Source organism: Hydrogenophaga sp. A37, assembly GCF_002001205.1.
Classification (GTDB): domain Bacteria; phylum Pseudomonadota; class Gammaproteobacteria; order Burkholderiales; family Burkholderiaceae_C; genus Hydrogenophaga.
The window spans coordinates 39,445-61,797 of record NZ_MUNZ01000117.1; the positions used below are offsets into that span (position 1 = coordinate 39,445).

General features: G+C 61.8%; 22 protein-coding genes and 1 tRNA gene. 22 read left to right on the forward strand and 1 reads right to left on the reverse strand.

Annotated features, from left to right (window positions below; all coding sequences use genetic code 11):
- Positions 1-180 precede the first annotated feature (180 nt).
- The 22 genes from pnp to B0E41_RS15130 all read left to right on the forward strand — a co-directional run bounded on the left by pnp (position 181) and on the right by B0E41_RS15130 (position 20,800).
- A complete protein-coding gene (gene pnp, locus B0E41_RS15025) occupies positions 181-2,316 on the forward strand; it encodes a polyribonucleotide nucleotidyltransferase (protein ID WP_077331964.1) in 2,136 nt (711 codons plus the stop codon).
- Between the two features lie 19 nt (positions 2,317-2,335).
- Entirely contained in the window at positions 2,336-3,325 is a 990-nt protein-coding gene (locus tag B0E41_RS15030) for an NAD(P)H-quinone oxidoreductase (protein ID WP_077331965.1), read from the forward strand.
- A gap of 17 nt (positions 3,326-3,342) precedes the next feature.
- Positions 3,343-4,089, forward strand: coding sequence for a triose-phosphate isomerase (gene tpiA / locus B0E41_RS15035; protein WP_077331966.1), 747 nt, complete (start codon positions 3,343-3,345; stop codon positions 4,087-4,089).
- A 36-nt stretch (positions 4,090-4,125) separates the two neighbouring features.
- Positions 4,126-4,530, forward strand: coding sequence for a preprotein translocase subunit SecG (secG, locus tag B0E41_RS15040; protein ID WP_077331967.1), 405 nt, complete (start codon positions 4,126-4,128; stop codon positions 4,528-4,530).
- 168 nt (positions 4,531-4,698) lie between these two features.
- Positions 4,699-4,783 (forward strand) — tRNA-Leu (locus B0E41_RS15045).
- 50 nt (positions 4,784-4,833) lie between these two features.
- Positions 4,834-5,193, forward strand: a complete 360-nt coding sequence (locus tag B0E41_RS15050) for an NADH-quinone oxidoreductase subunit A (protein WP_077331968.1) — start codon at positions 4,834-4,836, stop codon at positions 5,191-5,193.
- Between the two features lie 52 nt (positions 5,194-5,245).
- On the forward strand, positions 5,246-5,725 hold the full coding sequence (locus B0E41_RS15055) for an NADH-quinone oxidoreductase subunit B (protein WP_068175390.1): 480 nt from the start codon (positions 5,246-5,248) through the stop codon (positions 5,723-5,725).
- A gap of 36 nt (positions 5,726-5,761) precedes the next feature.
- On the forward strand, positions 5,762-6,382 hold the full coding sequence (locus tag B0E41_RS15060) for an NADH-quinone oxidoreductase subunit C (RefSeq protein ID WP_077331969.1): 621 nt from the start codon (positions 5,762-5,764) through the stop codon (positions 6,380-6,382).
- Between the two features lies 1 nt (position 6,383).
- Positions 6,384-7,637, forward strand: coding sequence for an NADH-quinone oxidoreductase subunit D (locus B0E41_RS15065; protein WP_077331970.1), 1,254 nt, complete (start codon positions 6,384-6,386; stop codon positions 7,635-7,637).
- Positions 7,638-7,675: 38 nt separating this feature from the next.
- The gene (nuoE, locus tag B0E41_RS15070) at positions 7,676-8,167 is read left to right on the forward strand and encodes an NADH-quinone oxidoreductase subunit NuoE (RefSeq protein ID WP_077332003.1); all 492 of its coding nucleotides are present in this window, start codon (positions 7,676-7,678) and stop codon (positions 8,165-8,167) included.
- Entirely contained in the window at positions 8,164-9,525 is a 1,362-nt protein-coding gene (gene nuoF / locus B0E41_RS15075) for an NADH-quinone oxidoreductase subunit NuoF (protein WP_077331971.1), read from the forward strand. The genes nuoE and nuoF overlap by 4 nt, the downstream gene beginning before the upstream one ends.
- Before the next feature lie 17 nt (positions 9,526-9,542).
- Positions 9,543-11,678, forward strand: coding sequence for an NADH-quinone oxidoreductase subunit NuoG (gene nuoG / locus B0E41_RS15080; protein ID WP_077331972.1), 2,136 nt, complete (start codon positions 9,543-9,545; stop codon positions 11,676-11,678).
- Positions 11,675-12,757: an NADH-quinone oxidoreductase subunit NuoH gene (gene nuoH, locus B0E41_RS15085; RefSeq protein ID WP_077331973.1), complete on the forward strand. Its 1,083-nt coding sequence runs from the start codon at positions 11,675-11,677 to the stop codon at positions 12,755-12,757. Before nuoG ends, nuoH begins: the two co-directional genes overlap by 4 nt.
- A 15-nt stretch (positions 12,758-12,772) precedes the next feature.
- Positions 12,773-13,285, forward strand: a complete 513-nt coding sequence (gene nuoI / locus B0E41_RS15090) for an NADH-quinone oxidoreductase subunit NuoI (RefSeq protein ID WP_077331974.1) — start codon at positions 12,773-12,775, stop codon at positions 13,283-13,285.
- A 24-nt stretch (positions 13,286-13,309) separates the two neighbouring features.
- Positions 13,310-13,954 (forward strand): NADH-quinone oxidoreductase subunit J, encoded by a 645-nt coding sequence (locus tag B0E41_RS15095; RefSeq protein WP_077331975.1) that lies wholly within the window; start codon positions 13,310-13,312, stop codon positions 13,952-13,954.
- The gene (gene nuoK / locus B0E41_RS15100; RefSeq protein WP_077331976.1) at positions 13,951-14,259 is read left to right on the forward strand and encodes an NADH-quinone oxidoreductase subunit NuoK; all 309 of its coding nucleotides are present in this window, start codon (positions 13,951-13,953) and stop codon (positions 14,257-14,259) included. The genes B0E41_RS15095 and nuoK overlap by 4 nt, the downstream gene beginning before the upstream one ends.
- Before the next feature lie 27 nt (positions 14,260-14,286).
- Positions 14,287-16,311, forward strand: a complete 2,025-nt coding sequence (nuoL, locus tag B0E41_RS15105) for an NADH-quinone oxidoreductase subunit L (protein WP_077331977.1) — start codon at positions 14,287-14,289, stop codon at positions 16,309-16,311.
- A gap of 13 nt (positions 16,312-16,324) precedes the next feature.
- Positions 16,325-17,800: an NADH-quinone oxidoreductase subunit M gene (locus tag B0E41_RS15110; RefSeq protein WP_077331978.1), complete on the forward strand. Its 1,476-nt coding sequence runs from the start codon at positions 16,325-16,327 to the stop codon at positions 17,798-17,800.
- Between the two features lie 34 nt (positions 17,801-17,834).
- Positions 17,835-19,346 (forward strand): NADH-quinone oxidoreductase subunit NuoN, encoded by a 1,512-nt coding sequence (gene nuoN / locus B0E41_RS15115; RefSeq protein ID WP_077331979.1) that lies wholly within the window; start codon positions 17,835-17,837, stop codon positions 19,344-19,346.
- Between the two features lie 68 nt (positions 19,347-19,414).
- A complete protein-coding gene (locus B0E41_RS15120) occupies positions 19,415-19,717 on the forward strand; it encodes a DUF2818 family protein (protein ID WP_077331980.1) in 303 nt (100 codons plus the stop codon).
- A gap of 8 nt (positions 19,718-19,725) precedes the next feature.
- Entirely contained in the window at positions 19,726-20,322 is a 597-nt protein-coding gene (locus B0E41_RS15125) for an NUDIX hydrolase (protein WP_077331981.1), read from the forward strand.
- A 7-nt stretch (positions 20,323-20,329) separates the two neighbouring features.
- On the forward strand, positions 20,330-20,800 hold the full coding sequence (locus B0E41_RS15130; protein WP_077331982.1) for a DUF1178 family protein: 471 nt from the start codon (positions 20,330-20,332) through the stop codon (positions 20,798-20,800).
- 217 nt (positions 20,801-21,017) lie between these two features.
- On the opposite strand, the gene B0E41_RS15135 is transcribed toward B0E41_RS15130, so the two are convergent.
- The gene (locus B0E41_RS15135) at positions 21,018-22,346 is read right to left on the reverse strand and encodes a Glu/Leu/Phe/Val dehydrogenase (RefSeq protein ID WP_077331983.1); all 1,329 of its coding nucleotides are present in this window, start codon (positions 22,344-22,346) and stop codon (positions 21,018-21,020) included.
- Positions 22,347-22,353 lie beyond the last annotated feature (7 nt).

Sequence of the window (22,353 nt, forward strand, 5' to 3'; positions counted from 1 at the left end):
GATTCCGGAGAACCAACAACAGAGCGAAGCTGTGTCATTCCAAAGGCGTTGCGTGCCCCGGGCACGCTCGCAGCACCTCTGGAATGGCATCGTGTTCTGGGTTGAGTTTCCGGGTTTTGTGCAGATGGTCTGCATGCCACGCCGCCCCCTGTTTTGAGGGCGGCACAGAGGAGAAAACCCATGAGTCTTTTCAATAAAGTCACCAAGACCTTCCAGTGGGGCCAGAACACGGTCCGCATGGAAACCGGCGAAATCGCCCGCCAGTCCAGCGGCGCCGTGCTGCTCGACATGGACGGCACCGTGGTGCTCGCCACTGTGGTTGCCAAGACCGACGCCAAAGCCGGTCAGGACTTTTTCCCGTTGACCGTGGATTACCTGGAAAAGGCCTACGCCGCCGGCAAGATTCCCGGCAGTTTCTTCAAGCGCGAAGGTCGTCCGAGCGAATTTGAAACGTTGACCAGCCGCCTGATCGACCGCCCGATCCGCCCGCTGTTTCCCGAAGGCTTCTTCAACGAAGTGCAGGTGGTCATCCACACGCTGTCGCTGAACCCTGAAGTCGACGCCGACATCGCTGCCCTGATCGCCACCTCGGCCGCTCTGTCCATCAGCGGCATCCCGTTCAATGGTCCGATCGGTGCCGCCCGCGTGGGTTATGTGAACGGGCAGTACGTGCTGAACCCGGGCCAGACCGCCCGCAAAGATTCCCAGCTCGATCTGGTGGTCGCCGGCACGCAAGCCGCCGTGCTGATGGTGGAATCCGAAGCCCAGCAGCTGAGCGAAGAAATCATGCTCGGCGCCGTGGTGTTCGGCCACGAGCAAGGCAACATCGCCATCGCCGCGATCAACGAACTGGTGCGTGACGCTGGCAAACCCGAGTGGAACTGGACCGCGCCCACCAAGGACGAGGCACTGATTGCCAAGATCGACGACCTGGCCAAGGCCAAGCTGGAAGCCGCTTACCAGATCCGCAACAAGCAGGCTCGCACGCAAGCCTGCCGCACCGCATACGCCGACGTGATGGGCGCCCTGAAAGCCGAAGGCATGGCCTTTGACAGTGTGGCCATCGAAGGCTTGCTGTTCGAGATTGAAGCCAAGATCGTGCGCGGCCAGATCCTGGCTGGCGAACCCCGCATTGACGGTCGCGACACGCGCACCGTGCGCGGCATTGAAATCCGCAACGGCGTGCTGCCCCGCACCCACGGCTCGGCGCTGTTCACGCGCGGCGAAACGCAAGCGCTGGTGATTGCCACGCTGGGCACCGACCGCGACGCGCAGCGCATCGACGCCTTGTCGGGTGACTACGAAGACCGCTTCATGCTGCACTACAACATGCCTCCCTTCGCCACCGGCGAAACCGGTCGCGTGGGCAGCCCGAAGCGCCGCGAAATCGGCCACGGCCGTCTGGCCAAGCGCGCGCTGATCGCCGCACTGCCGAGCAAGGAAGACTTCCCCTACACCATGCGCGTGGTGTCGGAAATCACCGAGTCCAACGGCTCCTCCTCGATGGCTTCGGTGTGCGGCGGCTGCCTCGCTCTGATGGACGCTGGCGTGCCCATGAAGGCCCACGTGGCCGGCATCGCCATGGGCCTGATCAAGGACGGCAACCGCTTCGCCGTGCTGACCGACATCCTGGGTGACGAAGATCATCTGGGCGACATGGACTTCAAGGTCGCAGGCACCACCAACGGCGTGACCGCGCTGCAGATGGACATCAAGATCCAGGGCATCACCAAAGAAATCATGCAGGTCGCGCTGGCCCAGGCCAAAGAAGCCCGCATGCACATTCTGGGCAAGATGCAGGAAGCCATGGGCGAAGCCAAGACCGAGGTGTCGAACTTCGCGCCCAAGCTCTTCACCATGAAGATCAACCCGGAAAAAATCCGTGACGTGATCGGCAAGGGCGGCGCTGTGATCCGTGCGTTGACCGAAGAAACCGGTTGCCAGATCAACATCGACGAAGACGGCACCATCACCATCGCCGCGACCGAAGCCTCCAAGGCCGACGAAGCCAAGCGCCGCATCGAGCAGATCACCGCCGAAGTCGAAATCGGCAAGGTCTACGAAGGCCCGGTCACCAAAATCCTGGACTTCGGCGCCCTGATCAACCTGCTGCCCGGCAAAGACGGTCTGCTGCACATCAGCCAAATCGCCCATGAGCGCGTCGAGCGCGTCACCGACTACCTGAGCGAAGGTCAGATTGTCAAAGTCAAGGTGCTCGAGACCGACGAAAAAGGCCGCGTGAAACTGTCGATGAAGGCCCTGATCGACCGCAACGCCGCACCTGTCGAGCAAGCCGCTCAGCAGCAACAGCAATAAGCTGGACGCTTCCATCGCGATGCAAGCCGTTGAGATCAGCGCTTTTGGCGCGCCCGAAGTTCTGCGTCTGACCGAGCGTCCGACGCCGGTCGCGGGTGCGGGCGAGCTGTTGATCCGCGTGCGTGCATCGGGCGTGAACCGGCCCGATGTGTTGCAACGCAGTGGTGCCTACCCGCCGCCGCCCGGTGCTTCCGACCTGCCGGGTCTGGAGGTCGCGGGTGTGATCGAGTCGGGTGATGCCGTGGCGATGGCCGAGTCGGGTTTCAAGGTCGGTGACCGCGTGTGTGCGCTGGTCGCCGGCGGAGGCTATGCCGAATATTGCGTGGCACCGGTGGGCCAGTGCCTCCCTGTGCCGGCGGGTTTCGATGATGTGCAAGCCGCTTCATTGCCCGAAACCTTCTTCACCGTCTGGAGCAACGTGTTTGATCGGGCGCGGTTACAGCCGGGTGAAACGCTGTTGATCCAGGGTGGCACCAGCGGCATCGGCGTGACCGCGATCCAGATAGCAAAAGCGCTGGGCGCATGCGTGATCGCCACCGCAGGCAGCGAAGAGAAGTGCTCCGCCTGCCTGTCGCTGGGTGCTGACCACGCCATCAACTACAAGACGCAGGATTTCTCTGCCGTGGCGCGCGAGCTCACGGACGGGAAAGGTGTTGACGTTGTTCTGGACATGGTCGCGGGCAGCTATGTGGCGCGCGAGATCGAGTGTCTGGCCGAAGACGGCCGGCTCGTGATCATTGCGGTGCAGGGCGGCGTCAAGGCCGAATTCAATGCCGGTTTGGTCTTGCGTCGCCGTCTGGTGATCACCGGCTCGACGCTGCGCCCGCGTCCTGTGACGTTCAAGGCGGCGATTGCTGTGGCCTTGCGTGACAAGGTGTGGCCACTGCTGGAACAGGGGAAGATCAAGCCCGTCATCCACAGCGTGTTCGAAGCATCCCAGGCGGCGCAAGCACATGCGTTGATGGAGACGAATCAGCACATTGGAAAAATCGTGCTCACCTGGGCTTGAGAGAGCTGGGAGAACCTATGAAAAAACTGATCGCAGGCAACTGGAAAATGAACGGCTCGTTGGCCGCCAACGAAGCTCTGGTGAAAGCCATGCTCGATGGCCTGCAAGGCGCAGAGCCTGCCGCTGACATGGCCTTGTGCGCTCCCGCGCCGTACCTGGCGCAGATGCAGGCCTTGCTGCAAGGCGGTCCCATCGCCTGGGGCTCGCAAGACGTGTCTGCCCACGAGCAGGGTGCCTACACCGGCGAAGTGAGTGTGACCATGCTCAAAGACTTCGGTTGCCGCTACGCCATCGTTGGCCATTCGGAGCGTCGCCAGTACCACGCGGAAACCGATGAAATCGTTGCGGCGAAGGCTCAATGCGCCCTGGCCGCTGGCGTCACGCCCATTGTCTGCGTGGGTGAAACGCTGGCTCAGCGCGAAGCCGGTCAGACCGAGGCCGTCGTCAAACGCCAGCTTGCGGCCGTCATTCACACAGTGGGTCATTGCATCACCGAAATCGTGGTGGCCTACGAGCCCGTCTGGGCCATCGGCACTGGCAAGACGGCCACACCCGAGATGGCGCAGGCTGTGCACGCTGTGCTGCGCGCCCAGTTGGCCGCGGCCTCGACCAACGCCAAGCGTGTGCACATTCTTTACGGTGGCAGCATGAATGCGGCCAACGCCGCCAGCCTGCTCGCCCAACCCGACATTGACGGCGGTCTCATTGGCGGAGCGTCGCTCAAGTCGGCTGACTTTTTGCAGATCGTGGCCGCCGCAGCTTGAGCTGACGCAGACCCCATTCCACATCCGGAGAAACAAATGAACATTCTGATGACCATCCTTCAAACCGTGCAGATCCTCGCCGCGATCGGCATGATCGGTCTGATCCTCATGCAGCATGGCAAAGGTGCCGATGCGGGCGCGGCCTTCGGGGGAGGCGCCGGCTCAGCCAGCCTATTTGGTGCCTCGGGTGGTGCGAATTTTCTCTCGCGCACCACAGCGGTGCTGGCTGGTCTGTTCCTCGCAGGGACGCTGGGATTGGCCTATTTTGGCAACTTGGCGCCTGCCTCTGCTCGCACTGGTAGCGTGCTTGAAAATGTCGCGCCACCCGCGCCCGCATCGCAGATTCCAGGAGCTTCCTCCGCACCGGCCGCGGCAAGTGCTGCACCCGCTGAGGTGCCAGCTGCGCCAGCCACGGGTGCGGCCCAGATTCCGGGCAAGTAAGATCACTGAAAGCTCTGCGTGATCAGAGGGCAGAACAAGGGTTTGTGACCCGCCTGCTACTCTGAAAATCCACTGTTCCGTTCAAAATTCAAGGTGGTTTCAGGGTAAACTCTATGGGTTGTCAGCAGGGCTCGCACCTTTCCTCGCAAGCCCGACAATGCAGACCCAGCCGACGTGGTGAAATTGGTAGACACGCTATCTTGAGGGGGTAGTGGCGAAAGCTGTGCGAGTTCGAGTCTCGCCGTCGGCACCAATCATTGGCAATCATGGCGATCGAGGCCATGTGCAGCGGAACCGACCCAAATGAGTCTCGAACAATACCTGCCCGTGCTCTTGTTCATTTTGGTGGGCGTGGCCGTTGGGGTCATTCCGCAGGTGTTGGGCTACATCTTGGGGCCCAATCGCCCTGATGCTGAGAAAAACTCGCCCTATGAGTGCGGCTTCGAGGCCTTCGAAGATGCCCGCATGAAGTTCGATGTGCGCTACTACCTGGTGGCCATTCTCTTCATTCTCTTTGATCTCGAAATTGCATTCCTCATCCCGTGGGCTGTGGCGTTGACCGACATCGGTTCCCATGGTTTCTGGGCGGGTGTGGTGTTCCTTGTCGATCTGCTCGTGGGTTTCATCTACGCGTGGAAAAAAGGCGCGCTGGATTGGGAATGAGCGACAAGACCTGTTTGAAACGCACGCTGCCAACAGCGCACCGGAGGGGAAGATGATCGAAGGCGTATTCAAGGAAGGTTTCGTCACCACGAGCTACGACTCTGTGGTGAATTGGGCCAAGACCGGATCGCTCTGGCCCATGACCTTTGGTCTGGCCTGCTGTGCTGTGGAAATGATGCACGCCGCGACGGCGCGTTACGACCTGGGGCGTTTCGGCGCGGAGGTGTTTCGCGCCAGTCCGCGCCAGTCCGATCTGATGATCGTGGCCGGGACGCTGTGCAACAAGATGGCGCCCGCCCTGCGCAAGGTCTATGACCAGATGGCGGAGCCACGCTGGGTGCTTTCCATGGGTTCTTGTGCCAATGGTGGTGGCTATTACCACTACAGCTATTCGGTGGTGCGTGGTTGTGATCGCATTGTTCCGGTGGATGTGTATGTGCCTGGTTGTCCGCCGACCGCCGAAGCCTTGCTGTACGGGATCATTCAGCTCCAGCAAAAGATCCGACGCACCAACACCATCGCGCGGGCCTGAGCGCCGTCGCAGTCCACAGGTTCAGAAAGACGGTCCATGAGCGACACCGCTATCTCCTACACCACTCCACCTGAGGCCATTTCGGCCACGCTGGCCGGCTTGCTGGGTGAGCGAGCGAAATCAATCGATGTCGAGCGGGGCGAGGTCACGCTGGTTGTCACGGCGTCCGACTATCTGGCCGTCATGCAAACCTTGCGAGACGCGCCTGAAACGCGCTTCGAGCAATTGATCGATGTTTGTGGCATGGACTATTCCACCTACGGCGATGGTGGCTGGGAGGGGCCTCGATTTGCGGCTGTGGTGCATCTGCTGTCGGTGAGTCTGAATCACCGTGTGCGGGTGCGCGTGTTCTGTCCGGATGACGACTTCCCGGTGGTGGCGTCGTTGTCAGGGCTTTGGGCGTCGGCCAATTGGCCGGAGCGCGAAGCCTTTGACCTCTTCGGTATCGTGTTTGAAGGCCACAACGACCTTCGCCGCATCCTGACCGACTACGGCTTCATTGGCCATCCGTTCCGCAAGGACTTCCCACTCTCGGGTCACGTTGAAATGAGATACGACGCCGAGCGCCAGCGTGTGGTCTACGAACCGGTGACCATAGAACCCCGGGAAGTTACCCCCCGCGTGATTCGCGAAGACAACTACGGCGGTCTGCACTGACATGGCTGAGATCAAGAACTACACCCTGAACTTCGGTCCGCAGCACCCGGCCGCGCACGGCGTGTTGCGTTTGGTGCTGGAGCTCGATGGCGAGGTCGTGCAACGTGCCGACCCGCACATCGGCCTGCTGCACCGAGCCACCGAAAAGCTGGCTGAGCACAAGACCTTCATCCAGTCGCTGCCTTACATGGACCGACTGGACTATGTCTCGATGATGTGCAACGAGCACGCCTACTGCCTGGCTATCGAGAAGCTGCTGGGTATCGAGGTGCCGATCCGCGCGCAGTACATCCGCGTGATGTTCAGCGAGATCACCCGCCTGCTCAACCATCTGATGTGGCTGGGTTCGCACGGCAACGACTGCGGCAGTTCGACCATCCTCATCTACGCATTCCGTGAGCGTGAAGACCTGTTCGACATGTACGAGGCGGTATCGGGTGCGCGCATGCACGCGGCCTACTTCCGTCCCGGCGGTGTGTACCGCGATCTGCCGGACGAGATGCCGCAGTACAAGTACAGCAAGATCCGCAACGCGAAGGCGATGGCCGAGCTCAACACGAATCGCCAGGGTTCGTTGCTCGATTTCATCGATGACTTCACGCAGCGCTTCCCCACCTACCTGGCCGAGTACCACACGCTGCTGACCGACAACCGCATTTGGAAGCAACGCACCGTCGGCATCGGCGTGGTGCCGCCCGAGCGCGCGCTCAACCTGGGCATGACCGGTCCCATGCTGCGCGGCTCAGGCATTGCCTGGGACCTGCGCAAGAAGCAACCGTACGAGGTGTACGACCGCATGGACTTCGACATCCCGGTGGGCAAGACCGGCGATACCTACGACCGCTACCTCGTTCGTATGGAAGAGATGAAGCAGTCCAACCGCATCATCAAGCAGTGCGTGGACTGGCTGCGTGTGAACCCTGGTCCGGTCATCACCGACAACCACAAGGTGGCGCCGCCTTCTCGTGAAGCGATGAAGTCGAGCATGGAAGAGCTGATCCACCACTTCAAGCTCTTCACCGAAGGTTTCCACGTGCCCGAGGGCGAGGCCTATGCCGCCGTCGAACATCCCAAGGGCGAGTTCGGTATCTACCTCGTGAGCGACGGCGCCAACAAGCCCTACCGCCTGAAGATTCGAGCACCCGGCTTCACGCACTTGTCCACGCTCGACGAGATGGCCCGCGGCCACATGCTGGCCGATGCGGTGGCCATCATCGGCACCATGGACATCGTTTTCGGAGAAATCGACCGATGAGTCACGCACCGCAATCCTCCGGGCCTGTGCAGGCCATGGTGCTGTCGGACGCCACGCGCGCCCGCTTTGCCCGCGAAGTCGCCAAGTACCCGGCCGAACAGGCGCAGTCGGCTGTGATGGCCTGCCTGTCCATCGTGCAGCAGGAGCAGGGTCATGTGAGCCTTGAGGCCGAAAAGGCGATCGCGGCCTATCTGGGCATGCCGGTGATGGCCGTGCACGAGGTCACGACCTTCTACAACATGTACAACCAGCGGCCGGTGGGCAAGTTCAAGCTCAACGTCTGCACCAATCTGCCGTGTCAGTTGCGTGACGGCTACCAGGCACTGCACCACCTGGAGCAGAAGCTGGGTGTCGCCATGGGCGAAACCACGGCCGATGGCCTGTTTACGCTGCAGCAAAGCGAGTGCTTGGGTGCCTGCGCCGACTCGCCCGTGATGCTGGTCAATGACCGCCACATGTGCAGTTTCATGAGCAACGAAAAGCTCGATCAGCTGATCGACGGCCTGCGCGCTTCCGGAGGTCAGGCATGAACGCCGATCAAGTGCTGTCCCAGTTCCGCTCCAATGGTGTGGAGACCTGTTTTCACGGTCGCCACATCAACCCTCAGATCTACGCCGACCTGAATGGCAGCAACTGGTCACTCAAGGACTACGAAGCCCGTGGGGGCTACCAGGCGCTGCGCAAGATTCTCGGCCAAGATGGAGCGGCTCCACACCCTGAGACGGGTGTGGTCGGCATGACGCAAGATCAGGTGACCGCCACGGTCAAGGAGTCCGCCCTGCGTGGTCGCGGTGGTGCGGGTTTTCCGTCCGGCTTGAAGTGGAGCTTCATGCCGCGCCAGTTCCCGGGTCAGAAGTACCTCGTCTGCAACTCCGACGAGGGCGAGCCGGGTACCTGCAAGGACCGCGACATCCTGATGTTCAACCCGCACATCGTCATCGAAGGCATGGCGATCGCGGCCTATGCCATGGGCATCAGCGTGGGCTACAACTACATCCACGGTGAAATTTTTGAGGCTTATGATCGCTTCGAGGCCGCGCTGGAAGAAGCCCGTGCCGCTGGCTACCTCGGCAACAACATCATGGGCAGCGACTTCAGCTTCCAGTTGCATGCCCACCATGGTTTCGGTGCCTACATCTGCGGCGAAGAAACCGCGCTGCTCGAATCGCTCGAAGGCAAAAAGGGTCAGCCGCGCTTCAAGCCGCCATTTCCCGCCAGCTTTGGCCTGTACGGCAAGCCGACGACGATCAACAACACCGAAACCTTCGCGGCGGTGCCGTGGATCATCCGCAACGGTGGCCAAGCCTATCTTGGGTGCGGCAAACCCAACAATGGTGGCACCAAGATCTACTCCGTCAGTGGTGATGTGGAGCTGCCCGGCAACTACGAGGTACCGATGGGTACGCCGTTTGCCAAGTTGCTGGAACTGGCAGGTGGTGTGCGCAAAGGTCGTCAGCTGAAAGCCGTGATCCCCGGTGGTTCTTCGTCACCGGTGCTGCCCGCGTCGGTCATCATGGAATGCACCATGGACTACGACTCGATCGCCAAAGCCGGCTCCATGCTGGGTTCGGGCGCGGTGATCGTGATGGACGATTCGCGCTGCATGGTCGAGTCGCTCAAGCGGCTTTCCTATTTCTACATGCATGAGAGTTGCGGCCAGTGCACGCCGTGTCGGGAAGGCACGGGCTGGCTTTGGAGGCTCGTGGACAAGATCCACTGTGGTGAAGCCAAGTCCACTGACATGGCGCTGTTGGACAACGTGGCCGAGAACATCATGGGGCGCACGATCTGCGCCCTGGGCGACGCGGCGGCCATGCCGGTGCGCGCCATGCTCAAGCACTTCCGGCCCGAGTTCGCGGCCATGATCAAGGCCGATGTCTCCGCCTGAACACAAGACGCAACACCATGGTTGAAATCGAACTTGACGGCCTGAAGGTCGAAGTGCCACCGGGCAGCATGATCATGCATGCCGCCGAGAAGGCTGGTACCTACATTCCTCACTTCTGCTATCACAAGAAGCTGTCGATCGCGGCGAGTTGCCGCATGTGCCTGGTGGAGGTTGAAAAGGCCCCCAAGCCCATGCCCGCCTGCGCCACGCCCGTGACCATGGGCATGATCGTGCGCACCAAGTCCGACAAGGCCATCAAGGCCCAACAGTCGGTGATGGAGTTTCTGCTCATCAACCACCCACTGGACTGTCCGATCTGCGACCAGGGTGGCGAATGCCAGCTGCAGGATCTGGCTGTTGGTTACGGCGGCGGGGCTTCGCGCTACGAAGAAGAAAAGCGTGTGGTGTTCCACAAGGACGTAGGCCCGCTGATTTCCATGGAGGAAATGAGCCGCTGTATCCACTGCACCCGTTGCGTGCGCTTCGGTCAGGAAATAGCCGGCGTGATGGAGTTGGGCATGTCGCACCGCGGCGAACACGCTGAGATCGAAACCTTCGTCGGGCAGTCGGTGGACTCTGAACTGTCGGGCAACATGATCGACGTGTGCCCGGTGGGTGCGCTCACCAGCAAGCCCTTCCGCTACAGCGCCCGCACATGGGAGCTCTCGCGCCGCAAGAGCGTGAGTCCGCACGACTCGACCGGTGCCAACCTGATTGTTCAGGTGAAAAACCACAAGGTCATGCGCGTGGTGCCACTGGAAAACGATGCGGTCAACGAGTGCTGGATCGCCGACCGTGACCGTTTCTCATACGAAGCCGTCAACAGCGAAGACCGCCTGACCGCGCCCATGCTCAAGCAAGGCGGCGAGTGGAAGACGGTGGACTGGCAGACCGCGCTCGAATACGTGGCCAATGGCTTGAAGCAGGTCACAGCCGACCACGGCGCAAACACGATTGGCCTGCTCGCCAGCCCGCACAGCACGGTGGAAGAGCTGGCGTTGGCCGGTGCGCTGGTGCGAGGCCTTGGCAGCCAGAACATTGACACCCGTCTGCGTCACGCTGACTTCTCCAACAAAGCCGCAGCAGGCTCGGCCCGCTGGCTGGGCATGCCAGTGGCGTCGCTGTCCTCGCTGCACCGAGTGCTGGTGGTGGGCTCGAACCTGCGCAAGGACCATCCCCTTTTCGCGCAGCGCATCCGTCAAGCCGCCCGCAAAGGATGCCAGGTCAGTGCGCTCCATGCCCAACCCCAGGATTGGGCCATGTCGCTGCGCCAAGAGGTGCTTGCCGACAGCGCTGTGTGGGTGTCGGCCTTGGCCGGCATCGCTGTCGCCGTGGCCCAGGAGGCCGGGGTCCAAGCACCGGTGGCCGCCGAGGTCACCGACGCGGCGCGGGTCGTGGCGAAGTCCCTGTTGGGCGGGGAGCAGAAGGCCATTCTGCTGGGCAATGCCGCCGCCCATCACGAAAAAGCAGCCAGTCTGCTGTCGCTGGCCAACTGGATCGGTCAACAAACCGGTGCGACGGTGGGCTACCTGTCCGAGGCGGCCAACACCGTGGGCGCCCAGTTGGTGCGTGCCCTGCCCGAACAGAGCGGGTTGAATGCAAGCCAGATGCTCGGTGGTGCACTCAAGGCGGCATTTCTGCTAAACACCGAGCCTGTCTTCGACAGCGCCGCTGGCGCCGAAGGCCTCAAGACCGCCAGCATGGTGGTGACGCTCAGCCCGTTCAAGGCCAACATGGACGTCAGCGATGTGCTGCTGCCCATCGCGCCGTTCACCGAAACCTCAGGCTCGTTCGTGAACGCTGAAGGCCGCTTGCAAAGCTTCCACGCCGTGGTGAAGCCCTTGGGCGATACGCGACCGGCCTGGAAGGTGTTGCGCGTGATGGGCAACCTGATGGGTCTTTCCGGGTTCGATGCCGACTCTTCGCAGGCTGTGCTGGCAGCAGCGCTTCCCGGCTCGACGGCCGGACAGGTGGTGGTTGGCGCTCGCTTGTCGAACGCCGACGCCGTAGTCGGGCCTGCTGCTGCAGATCAAAGCCCGGCGAAGAAGGCACCCTGCGTTGCGCCCATCTACCAACTGGACTCGTTGGTGAGGAGAGCCCCGTCTCTGCAATTGACCGCAGACGCCCGCGCCGCCGAAGGAGCTCACGCATGATCGACGCGATGTACAACGGCGGGCTCGGCCTGCTCTCGGCGCCCTGGTGGACCACGGCCATGTGGCCTGTGATCTGGGGCTTGTTGAAGATCGTGGCGGTGCTGGCCCCGCTGATGGGCGCTGTGGCCTACCTCACCCTCTGGGAGCGCAAGCTGCTCGGGTTCATGCAGGTTCGCCTGGGGCCGAACCGCGTGGGGCCGTTCGGGTTGCTGCAGCCGATCGCCGACGCGGTGAAGTTGTTGACCAAAGAAATCATCAGCCCGAGTGCGGCCGCGCCGGGCCTGTTTCGCCTCGGTCCGATCATGGCCATCATGCCGGCGCTGGCCGCATGGGTGGTGATCCCATTCGGGCCTGAAGCGGTGATTGCCAATGTCAACGCGGGCATCCTGGTGATCCTGGCCATCACTTCGATTGAGGTCTACGGCGTGATCATCGCCGGCTGGGCATCGAACTCCAAGTACGCTTTTCTGGGGGCTCTTCGCGCATCGGCGCAGATGGTGAGCTACGAGATCGCCATCGGTTTCTGTTTCCTCGTGGTCGTGATGACCGCGGGCAGCCTGAATCTCGGCGACATCGTGGCTTCGCAGTCGCGCGGCATGGCCGCTAGCCAAGGCCTGTCCTTCCTGTCCTGGAACTGGCTCCCGCTGTTGCCGATCTTCCTCGTGTACCTGATCTCCGGCGTGGCCGAAACCAACCGTCACCCGTTTGACGTGGTGGAAGGCGAAGCCGAGATCGTGGCCGGTCACATGGTCGAGTACTCGGGCATGGGTTTCGCCATCTTCTTCCTGGCCGAATACGCCAGCATGTGGCTGGTCTCCATCCTCGCGGTGCTGATGTTCCTGGGTGGCTGGTTGCCCCCGATCGACAGCGCCTTGTTCAACTGGATTCCCGGCTGGATCTGGCTCGGCCTCAAGACCTTCTTGGTCGTGTCCATGTTCATCTGGATCCGCGCCACCTTCCCGCGTTTCCGCTACGACCAGATCATGCGTCTGGGCTGGAAGATTTTCATTCCTGTGACCCTGGTCTGGCTGCTGCTCGTGGGCGGTCTGATGCAGACCCCGTGGAACATCTGGAAATAAGCAGGGCGATCCATCATGTCCACCACCGCCGTTGCCCCTTTTTCTCTCCGCGATTTTTTCAAGAGCTTCCTTTTGCTGGAGCTCTTCAAAGGCATGGCCCTGACCGGTCGTTATGCGCTGCGCCGCAAGATCACGGTTCAATTTCCTGAAGAAAAAACGCCCCTTTCACCCCGCTTCCGTGGACTGCACGCACAGCGCCGCTACGAAAACGGCGAAGAACGCTGTATCGCCTGCAAACTGTGCGAGGCCGTTTGCCCTGCGTTGGCCATCACCATCGAAGCCGGGGAGCGCGCGTCGGATGGCACGCGCCGCACCACGCGCTACGACATCGATCTCACCAAATGCATCTTCTGCGGCTTCTGTGAGGAAGCCTGCCCGGTGGACGCCATCGTTGAGACACACATCCTCGAATACCACGGCGAAAAACGCGGCGACCTGTACTTCACCAAAGAGATGCTGCTGGCCGTGGGCGACCGCTACGAGCCTGAGATCGCAGCCGCCAAGGCCGCGGACGCGAAGTACCGCTGACAGGCCCAGCGAAAGACAAGAACCATGGATTACCAGACCGGCTTTTTTTACCTGTTTTCGACGGTGATGCTGTTCGCGGCATACCGCGTCATCACCTCGCGCAATCCCGTGCACGCGGTGCTGTACCTGATGCTCGCCTTCTCCCAGGCTGCCGCACTCTGGTTGATCCTCAAGGCCGAGTTCCTGGGCCTGACGCTGGTGCTCGTGTACCTGGGCGCCGTGATGGTGCTGTTCCTTTTCGTCGTGATGATGTTGGACATCAAGATTGACGATGATCGCTGGGGCTTCTGGCAGAACTTTCCCTTGGCCGCCACCATTGGTGCGCTGATCGCGGCCGAGTTGATCGCGGTCTTGTGGATCGGCTTCCCGAACGTGACCACACCTGCTGCCATGGTGGGTCAAGGTGCGGAGGTCTCAAACACCAAGGCCCTTGGCCGCCTGTTGTTCAGTGAATACCTCTACCCGGTGGAGGTGGCTGCCGTGATTCTGTTGGTGGCCATGGTGACGGCGATTGCGCTGACCCTGCGTCAGCGCAAGGACAGCAAGGCCATCGACCCCGGTCAACAGGTGCACGTGCGTGCCAGCGACCGGCTGGTGGTGTTGCCCATGGCCGCGACCCAAAAAACCATGCCTGTCCAGACAGCCGCAGCCGAGGAGGGCAAGGCATGAGCCTCACACTGAGTCACTTTCTGTCCGTGGGTGCGATCTTGTTCGCCCTGTCCGTCATCGGCATTTTCCTGAACCGCAAGAACATCATCGTGCTGCTGATGGCGATCGAGCTGATGCTGCTGGCGGTGAACATGAACTTCGTGGCCTTCTCCCATTTCCTGGGCGACATGCACGGCCAGATCTTTGTGTTTTTCATCCTCACCGTGGCAGCGGCCGAGTCGGCCATTGGCCTCGCCATTCTGGTGCTGCTGTTCCGTGCCAAGTCGTCGATCAGCGCCGAAGAACTCAACACCCTCAAGGGTTGAAGCCCATCCCGAAGAGGCAAGAACACCATGAGCACCACTCTCTCTGCAAGCACCCTGCTGGCTGTTCCGCTGGCTCCCCTGGCGGGCGCGTTGCTGGCCGGCATCCTGGGCACCACCTTTGGCGGCAACGTCATCGGCCGTCGCGCCTCCCACACGCTCACCATCCTGGGTGTGTTGATCGCCTTCATCATTTCGGCCATGACGCTCAAGAGCGTCGCATCCGATGGCGCGCGCTTCAACCAGACCATCTACGAGTGGATGGTGGTGGGTGGCCTGAAGATGGAAATCGGCTTCATGGTCGATGGCCTGACCGCCATGATGATGGTCGTGGTCACCTTTGTCTCGTTGATGGTGCACCTCTACACCATCGGCTACATGGAAGAGGATGCCGGCTACAACCGCTTCTTCGCCTACATCTCGCTGTTCACCTTCTCCATGTTGATGCTCGTGATGAGCAACAACCTGCTGCAGCTGTTCTTTGGCTGGGAAGCGGTGGGCCTGGTGTCCTACCTGCTGATCGGGTTCTGGTTCAACAAGCCCACGGCCATCTTTGCCAACATGAAGGCCTTCCTGGTCAACCGCGTCGGTGACTTCGGTTTCATCCTCGGCATCGGCCTGATCGTGGCCTATGCGGGCACGCTGAATTACACCGAGGTGTTTGCCAAGGCGCCCGAGCTGGGCAAGCTGGGCTTCCCCGGCACCGACTGGCTGCTGATCACCGTCATCTGCATCTGCCTGTTCATCGGTGCCATGGGCAAGTCGGCCCAGTTCCCGCTGCACGTCTGGCTGCCCGATTCGATGGAAGGCCCCACGCCCATTTCGGCGCTGATCCACGCCGCCACCATGGTGACGGCCGGCATCTTCATGGTCGCGCGCATGTCGCCGCTGTTCGAGCTGTCGGACACCGCACTCAACTTCATCATGGTGATCGGTGCCATCACGGCCCTGTTCATGGGCTTCCTGGGCATCATCCAGAACGACATCAAGCGGGTGGTTGCCTATTCCACGCTGTCCCAGCTCGGCTACATGACGGTGGCGCTGGGCGCTTCGGCCTACTCGGTGGCGGTGTTCCACCTGATGACCCACGCCTTCTTCAAAGCCTTGCTGTTTCTTGCGGCTGGCTCGGTCATCATGGGCCTGCACCACAACCAGGACATTCGCTGGATGGGTGGCGTGCGCAAGTACATGCCCATCACCTGGATCACCTCGCTGCTGGGCACGCTGGCTCTGATCGGAACGCCGCTGTTTTCAGGGTTCTATTCCAAGGACTCGATCATTGAGGCCGTGCATTTCAGCAACCTGCCGGCGTCGGGCTTTGCTCACTTCGCGGTGCTGGCCGGTGTCTTCGTGACCTCGTTCTATTCGTTCCGTCTGTACTTCCTGGTGTTCCACGGCAAAGAGCGCTTTGACCAGAACCCGGACGCGCACCATGGTCACGATGACCACCATGGGCACGGGCACGGCGATCACAAGCCGCACGAAACCCCCTGGGTCGTGACCGTGCCCTTGTTGTTGCTGGCGATCCCTTCGGTGGTGATTGGTTTCATGACCATCCAGCCCATGTTGTTCGGTGACTTCCTGAAAGATGCCATCACCATCAACTCGGCCGCACATCCGGCGGTGGCGAAGTTCGCGGAAGAGTTCCACGGCCCGTTGGCCATGGCCTTGCACGCGCTGTCCACCGCACCGTTCTACCTGGCGCTGTCGGGCGCGGTCATCGCTTGGTACATGTACCTGATCAACCCGGCCGTTCCCGCCGCCATCGGACGCGCGCTCAAACCCCTCATCACCGTGCTTGACAACAAGTACTACATGGACTGGTTCAACGAAAACGTTTTGGCCCGTGGTGCACGGGCATTGGGTACCGGCCTGTGGAAGGGGGGCGACCAGGGCGTGATCGAAACCGGTGTGGTGAACGCCAGCTGGAGGTTGGTCGGCGCCTTCTCGTCCTTCGTGCGCGGCGCTCAGAGCGGTTACCTCTACCACTACGCGCTGCTGATGATCGTGGGTGTGTTCCTGTTCATGACGTATTTCGTGTGGCTGGCCAAATAAGGAGAAGAACAAGATGGGTTTGCTGAGCCTCGCGATCTGGATGCCAATTGTTGTCGGCGTCGTGCTGTTGGCCTTGGGCCGGGATGATCAGGCGCATGTCGTGCGCTGGCTGGCGCTGGTGGGGGCGTTGCTCTCGCTGGCCGTGACGGTGCCGCTGTACACCGGTTTCAAGCTGGGCACGGCCACGATGCAGTTTGTGGAAAAGTCCACCTGGATTGATCGATTCCACATCAATTACCACTTGGGCGTGGATGGCATCTCTCTCTGGATGGTGTTGTTGACCGCCTTCATCACGGTGGTGGTGGTGATCGCGAGTTGGGAGTCCATCACCGAGCGCGTGAACCAGTACATGGGCGCGTTCCTGATTCTGTCGGGCCTGATGATCGGTGTCTTCGCCGCCCAAGACGGTATGCTGTTCTACGTGTTCTTCGAAGCCACACTGATTCCGATGTACCTGATCATCGGCATCTGGGGCGGGCCGAACAAGATCTACGCGGCTTTCAAGTTCTTCCTCTACACCCTCATGGGCTCGCTGCTCATGCTGGTGGCCCTGATCTATCTGTACACCCAGTCGGGTGGCAGCTTTGATCTGGCCACCTGGTACAAACTACCCATTGGCAGCACGGCGCAGACGCTGCTGTTTTTCGCGTTTTTCGCTGCCTTCGCGGTCAAGGTGCCGATGTGGCCCGTGCACACCTGGTTGCCTGACGTGCACGTGGAAGCACCCACCGGTGGCTCTGCCGTGCTGGCCGCCATCATGTTGAAGCTGGGTGCCTACGGTTTCCTGCGCTTCTCCTTGCCCATCCTGCCCGACGCATCGCACGAGTGGGCCTGGCTCATCATCACGCTGTCGCTGATTGCCGTGGTGTATGTGGGCCTGGTGGCCATGGTCCAGAAGGACATGAAGAAGCTGGTGGCCTACTCGTCGGTGGCACACATGGGCTTCGTCACGCTGGGCTTCTTCGTCTTTAGTGACCTGGGCGTGTCTGGAGGCATCGTGCAGATGATCGCCCACGGCTTCGTGTCGGCCGCCATGTTCCTGTCCATCGGTGTGTTGTACGACCGCGTGCATTCGCGTGAAATCGCCAGCTACGGCGGCGTGGTCAACACCATGCCCAACTTCGCGGCATTTGCCCTTTTGTTCACCATGGCCAACTGCGGCTTGCCCGGTACCGCCGGTTTCGTGGGTGAGTGGATGGTGATCCTGGCGGCGGTCAAGGCCAATTTCTGGATCGGTGCTGCCGCCGCGTCGGCGCTGATTTTTGGCGCTGCCTACTCCCTGTGGATGTTCAAGCGCGTGTACCTGGGCGCCGTGGCCAATGACCACGTCAAGGCGCTGACCGACATCGGTCGGCGTGAGTTTCTGGTGATGGCGATTCTGGCCATTGCCGTGCTGTACATGGGCGTGAACCCCAAACCCTTCACCGACGTCATGGATGCTTCGGTTGCCGAGCTGCTGCGCCACGTGGCCATCTCCAAGCTGAATTGAAACGTGCCGACAAAAATCAAATGCGAGTCCTCTCATGAATGAGCAAATCAGCTGGGTGGTGGCCTACCCGGAAATCCTTCTGCTGATCATGACCTGCGTGATCTCGCTGGTCGATGTGAGCGCCAAGTCGCGGCTGCGCAGCTCCACCTATGTGCTCACACTGCTGACGCTCGGCGTCGTGGCTTATCTGCAAGGCGCCAGTGCCGCCACTGGCGAGGCTTTCAGCGGTTTCGGTGGCATGGTGGTGAGTGACCCCATGGGGCAATGGCTCAAGTGTTTTGCGGCACTGGCCATGATGGCCACCCTGGTCTACGGCCGTCGCTACGCGGGTGACCGCGACATGCTGGCCCGTGGGGGAGAGATGTTCTCCCTGGCGCTGTACGCCCTGCTCGGCATGTTCGTCATGATCTCGGGCCACAATTTCCTGGTCATCTACCTGGGGCTTGAGTTGCTCACCTTGTCGAGCTATGCGTTGGTGGCCCTGCGCCGCGACAACGAGCAGGCCATCGAGGCTGCGATGAAGTATTTCGTGCTGGGTGCCCTCGCCAGCGGCTTCCTTCTCTACGGCCTGTCGCTGGTGTACGGTGCCACGGCTTCCCTGGATGTGGGCGAGGTGATGAAAGCCATTGCCGGTGGTGAAGCCACGCTCAAGGGTTCTCCGCAGGTGCTCACGCTGGGCCTGGTGTTCGTGGTGGCCGGTCTCGCGTTCAAGCTGGGCGTGGTGCCCTTTCACATGTGGGTGCCTGACGTGTACCACGGCGCACCCACGGCCGTCACGCTGATGATCGGTGGCGCGCCCAAGCTGGCCGCGTTCGCCATCGTGATCCGTCTGCTTGTTGAGGGCCTGGCACCGTTGGCCGTTGACTGGCAGCAGATGCTGGCCGTGTTGTCGGTGGCCTCATTGCTGATCGGCAACCTCGCGGCGATTGCACAGACCAATCTGAAACGCATGCTGGCCTTCTCTACCATCGCCCAGATGGGTTTCATGCTGCTGGGTCTGCTGGCCGGCGTCGTGGCCGGTGGCCAGGGGCTGGACACCAGCAACATGGCCAACGCCTATGGTTCGTCCATGTTTTATGTGGTCACCTATGTGTTGACCACACTGGGCACGTTCGGCGTGATTCTGTTGCTGTCGCGCAGCGGTTTTGAGTCCGACAACGTCAGCGACCTCGCGGGCTTGAATCAGCGCAGCCCGCTGTACGCGGCGGTCATGGCGGTCTGCATGTTCTCTTTGGCCGGCGTTCCACCACTCGTGGGTTTCTACGCCAAGCTGTCGGTGCTGCAGGCGCTGCTGGCCTCGTCGCAGCCGATGTACATCGGCCTGGCCGTGTTTGCCGTGCTCATGTCCCTGATCGGTGCTTTTTATTACCTTCGTCTGGTCAAGGTGATGTACTTCGATAAGCCCACGCAAACCGCAGACATCGCCGCGGGGCTTGACGCGCGCTCGGTGCTGTCGCTCAACGGTGCACTGGTGCTCATTCTTGGCATCGTTCCCGGCGGGCTGATGGCCATTTGCGCGCAAGCGATCACCGCCTTGCTGGCCTGAGATCCTTTGAATGGTTCTGACTCGCAGCGCCGGCCTTGGGCGCTGTGGTCGGGGTCCTCTCTGACCATATGAACCACAGTTTTTCGATCTCGCTGGTGCTGTTGGCTGCGGTTGTCGGTGCCAACCTTCCTTTCGTCAACCAGCGCTGGCTGGGTGTGATCCCCCGAAGCGCGCCCAAGACGCTGGGCATCCATCTGACGGAGCTGGTGTTGTGCTACCTGCTGGTGGGCGCTTTGGGTTTGAGCCTGGAGCGTTCAGCGGGCCAGATTGCTCCCCAAGGCTGGGAGTTTTACGCCACCACGGCGGCCTTGTTCTTGACCTTGGCTTTCCCTGGGTTTGTGTACCGCTACTTGTACAAGCGCCGAGGCTGATACCCGTGATGGAGAAAGACGCTCATCTGCGCGAGGTGCCTGTTGCGCGCACAGAACTGCTCAAAGGCCGCTTTCTTCATGTGGTGCGCGACACCGTGCGCCTGCCCACAGGGCGAGAGGCCACCCGGGAATATGTGTTGCACCCGGGCGCGGTGATGGTGATTGCCCAGTTGGACGATGGCTGTGTGGTCATGGAGCGGCAATACCGCCACCCGATGCGTGACGTGATCGTAGAGTTTCCCGCTGGCAAGCTTGATGCGGGTGAAGGCAGCCTGAGTTGTGCGAAGCGCGAACTCCTTGAAGAGACGGGTTACAGCGCCCAGGAGTGGGCGTTTGCCGGCCGCCTGGCACCCACCATCGCGTACTCCGACGAGATCATCGATATCTGGTTCGCCCGCGGACTCACCCTCGGTGAACGTCGCCTCGATGAAGGCGAGTTTCTCGATGTGTTCATTGCGACACCGGACGAGGTGCGAGCCGGGTGTCAAAGTGGCGCCATCATCGACTGCAAAACCCTGGTGGGGGCCTTGTGGCTGCAGAACGTGATGTCCGGGGCCTGGACGCTCGACTGGTCGGGTGCCATGCCACCTTCCGTTGCCCGATAATTCTTGCATGAAGGTTCTCAACCTGCAATGCGCGCAGCAACACGGATTCGAAGGCTGGTTTGGCTCTGAAGACGAATTCGCGAACCAGCTCGCTCGTGGCTTGGTGAGCTGCCCGCTGTGTGGCGATGCGCAGATTCAGAAGATGCTGTCGGCGCCGCGCCTGAACCTGCGCGCCGGCCGGGAGGACAAGGCGGCCGCCGTGCCCGTTGAAGGGGACAGCAGTGTGGAACTCGGCCTTCCTGCCGCCGGATCACAACTGCAGGCCCAACTGCTCAAGGCCATGCGGCAGGTGCTGGCGCACACCGAAGACGTGGGTGAGCGGTTTGCCGACCAGGCCCGCGCCATGCACCACGGCGAAATCGATCAGCGCAACATCCGCGGCCGCACCAGCCCTGAGGTGGCGATGGAGCTGATCGAAGAGGGCATCGACGTGATGCCGTTGCCCTCGCTGCCTGCGCTCAAGGAAACGCTGCAGTAGTTGACCCCCCGCGCCGCGTGCGGCGTCACCCCCCAAGGGGCGGCACTGGCGGCCCGGCAAAGCCGGTTCCGCGGTGCCCTGGATCAACTCCCCCCTCGTCTGTTCTTATGCGCCTCCGGCGTGCGTGCCTTCGCCAAGGATGCGGTGGACTGGCTCGGCCAGGCCACTCGCATCGCCCCCTTTGAGGGGGTGACGCCGCAGGCGGCGCGGGGGTGGGTCAAGGGTACAAACCGCGCAGATCGCGCGCGTGCAAGATGCGCTTGCAGGCCACGATAAAGGTCGCCGTGCGCAGGCTCACCTTGTTGTCTTGTGCCACTTGCCAGACGGCAGCGAATGCGCCCTTCATGATCTTCACCAGGCGTTCGTTGATCTCGTCCTCGCTCCAGAAGAAGCTGGAGAAGTCCTGCACCCACTCGAAGTAGCTCACTGTCACGCCGCCGGCGTTGGCGATCACGTCGGGCAGCACCAGGATGCCGCGGTCGTGCAGGATGTCGTCGGCCTGCGGTGTGGTCGGGCCGTTGGCGCCTTCGATCACCATCTTGGCCTGGATGCGGCCGGCGTTGGATTCGGTGATCTGCTGTTCCAGCGCGGCCGGGATCAGGATGTCGCAGGGTACGTCCCAGAATGCATCGTTGGCAATCACCTCAGCCTGCGGGAAACCCGCCACCGTACCCATGCGGGCCACATGGTCCAGCAGCAAGGGCACGTCCAATCCCGCTTCACGGTAGATGGTGCCGCCATGGTCCTGCACTGCCACCACCTTGGCACCGGCTTCGGCGAACAGCTTGCCCGCCACGCCGCCGACGTTGCCGAAGCCCTGCACGGCCACGCGCGCTTGGCTGATGTCCATACCAATGTGTTTGGCCGCTTCGCTGCCGACGGTGAAGACGCCGCGTCCCGTGGCTTCACGCCGGCCGAGTGAACCGCCCAGGTCCACTGGCTTGCCGGTGACCACGCCGGTGGCCGTGGATCCTTCGTTCATGGAGTACGTGTCCATCATCCAGGCCATGATCTGCTCGTTCGTGTTCACGTCGGGCGCAGGGATGTCTTTGGTCGGGCCGATGATGATGCCGATCTCGCTGGTGTAGCGGCGCGTCACGCGCTCCAGCTCACCCTTGGAGAGCTGTCGCGGATCGACGCGGATGCCGCCTTTTGCACCGCCGTAGGGCACGTTCACTGCCGCGTTCTTGACCGACATCCAGGCCGAGAGCGCCATCACTTCGGAGAGGGTCACGTCTTGGTGGAAACGCACGCCACCCTTGCCCGGGCCGCGGCTGGTGTTGTGCTGCACGCGGTAGCCCTCGAAGTGGGCCACGGTGCCGTTGTCCAAGTGGATCGGCACGTCCACGATCAGGGTGCGCTTGGGTCGCTTGAGCGTGTCCACCCAGCGCGCCAGATCGCCGAGGTAGGGCGTGACCCGGTCTACCTGTTGAAGATAGATGCCCCAAGGGCCAATCTTGTCCGGGTTCAGGTAGGAGGGCAGGGCGTTGGTGAAGGCGGCCGGGCTGTTGGCTGCGGCGCCTGCGGGGTGCGGTGCTTGTGACATGGAAGGT

Bases quoted from the DNA above. Each gene is read 5' to 3' on its own strand.
- pnp (WP_077331964.1), top strand. From the start codon at position 181: ATGAGTCTTTTCAATAAAGTCACCAAGACCTTCCAGTGGGGCCAGAAC.
- B0E41_RS15030 (WP_077331965.1), top strand. From the start codon at position 2,336: ATGCAAGCCGTTGAGATCAGCGCTTTTGGCGCGCCCGAAGTTCTGCGT.
- tpiA (WP_077331966.1), top strand. From the start codon at position 3,343: ATGAAAAAACTGATCGCAGGCAACTGGAAAATGAACGGCTCGTTGGCC.
- secG (WP_077331967.1), top strand. From the start codon at position 4,126: ATGAACATTCTGATGACCATCCTTCAAACCGTGCAGATCCTCGCCGCG.
- B0E41_RS15050 (WP_077331968.1), top strand. From the start codon at position 4,834: ATGAGTCTCGAACAATACCTGCCCGTGCTCTTGTTCATTTTGGTGGGC.
- B0E41_RS15055 (WP_068175390.1), top strand. From the start codon at position 5,246: ATGATCGAAGGCGTATTCAAGGAAGGTTTCGTCACCACGAGCTACGAC.
- B0E41_RS15060 (WP_077331969.1), top strand. From the start codon at position 5,762: ATGAGCGACACCGCTATCTCCTACACCACTCCACCTGAGGCCATTTCG.
- B0E41_RS15065 (WP_077331970.1), top strand. From the start codon at position 6,384: ATGGCTGAGATCAAGAACTACACCCTGAACTTCGGTCCGCAGCACCCG.
- nuoF (WP_077331971.1), top strand. From the start codon at position 8,164: ATGAACGCCGATCAAGTGCTGTCCCAGTTCCGCTCCAATGGTGTGGAG.
- nuoG (WP_077331972.1), top strand. From the start codon at position 9,543: ATGGTTGAAATCGAACTTGACGGCCTGAAGGTCGAAGTGCCACCGGGC.
- nuoH (WP_077331973.1), top strand. From the start codon at position 11,675: ATGATCGACGCGATGTACAACGGCGGGCTCGGCCTGCTCTCGGCGCCC.
- nuoI (WP_077331974.1), top strand. From the start codon at position 12,773: ATGTCCACCACCGCCGTTGCCCCTTTTTCTCTCCGCGATTTTTTCAAG.
- B0E41_RS15095 (WP_077331975.1), top strand. From the start codon at position 13,310: ATGGATTACCAGACCGGCTTTTTTTACCTGTTTTCGACGGTGATGCTG.
- nuoK (WP_077331976.1), top strand. From the start codon at position 13,951: ATGAGCCTCACACTGAGTCACTTTCTGTCCGTGGGTGCGATCTTGTTC.
- nuoL (WP_077331977.1), top strand. From the start codon at position 14,287: ATGAGCACCACTCTCTCTGCAAGCACCCTGCTGGCTGTTCCGCTGGCT.
- B0E41_RS15110 (WP_077331978.1), top strand. From the start codon at position 16,325: ATGGGTTTGCTGAGCCTCGCGATCTGGATGCCAATTGTTGTCGGCGTC.
- nuoN (WP_077331979.1), top strand. From the start codon at position 17,835: ATGAATGAGCAAATCAGCTGGGTGGTGGCCTACCCGGAAATCCTTCTG.
- B0E41_RS15120 (WP_077331980.1), top strand. From the start codon at position 19,415: ATGAACCACAGTTTTTCGATCTCGCTGGTGCTGTTGGCTGCGGTTGTC.
- B0E41_RS15125 (WP_077331981.1), top strand. From the start codon at position 19,726: ATGGAGAAAGACGCTCATCTGCGCGAGGTGCCTGTTGCGCGCACAGAA.
- B0E41_RS15130 (WP_077331982.1), top strand. From the start codon at position 20,330: ATGAAGGTTCTCAACCTGCAATGCGCGCAGCAACACGGATTCGAAGGC.
- B0E41_RS15135 (WP_077331983.1), bottom strand. From the start codon at position 22,346: ATGTCACAAGCACCGCACCCCGCAGGCGCCGCAGCCAACAGCCCGGCC.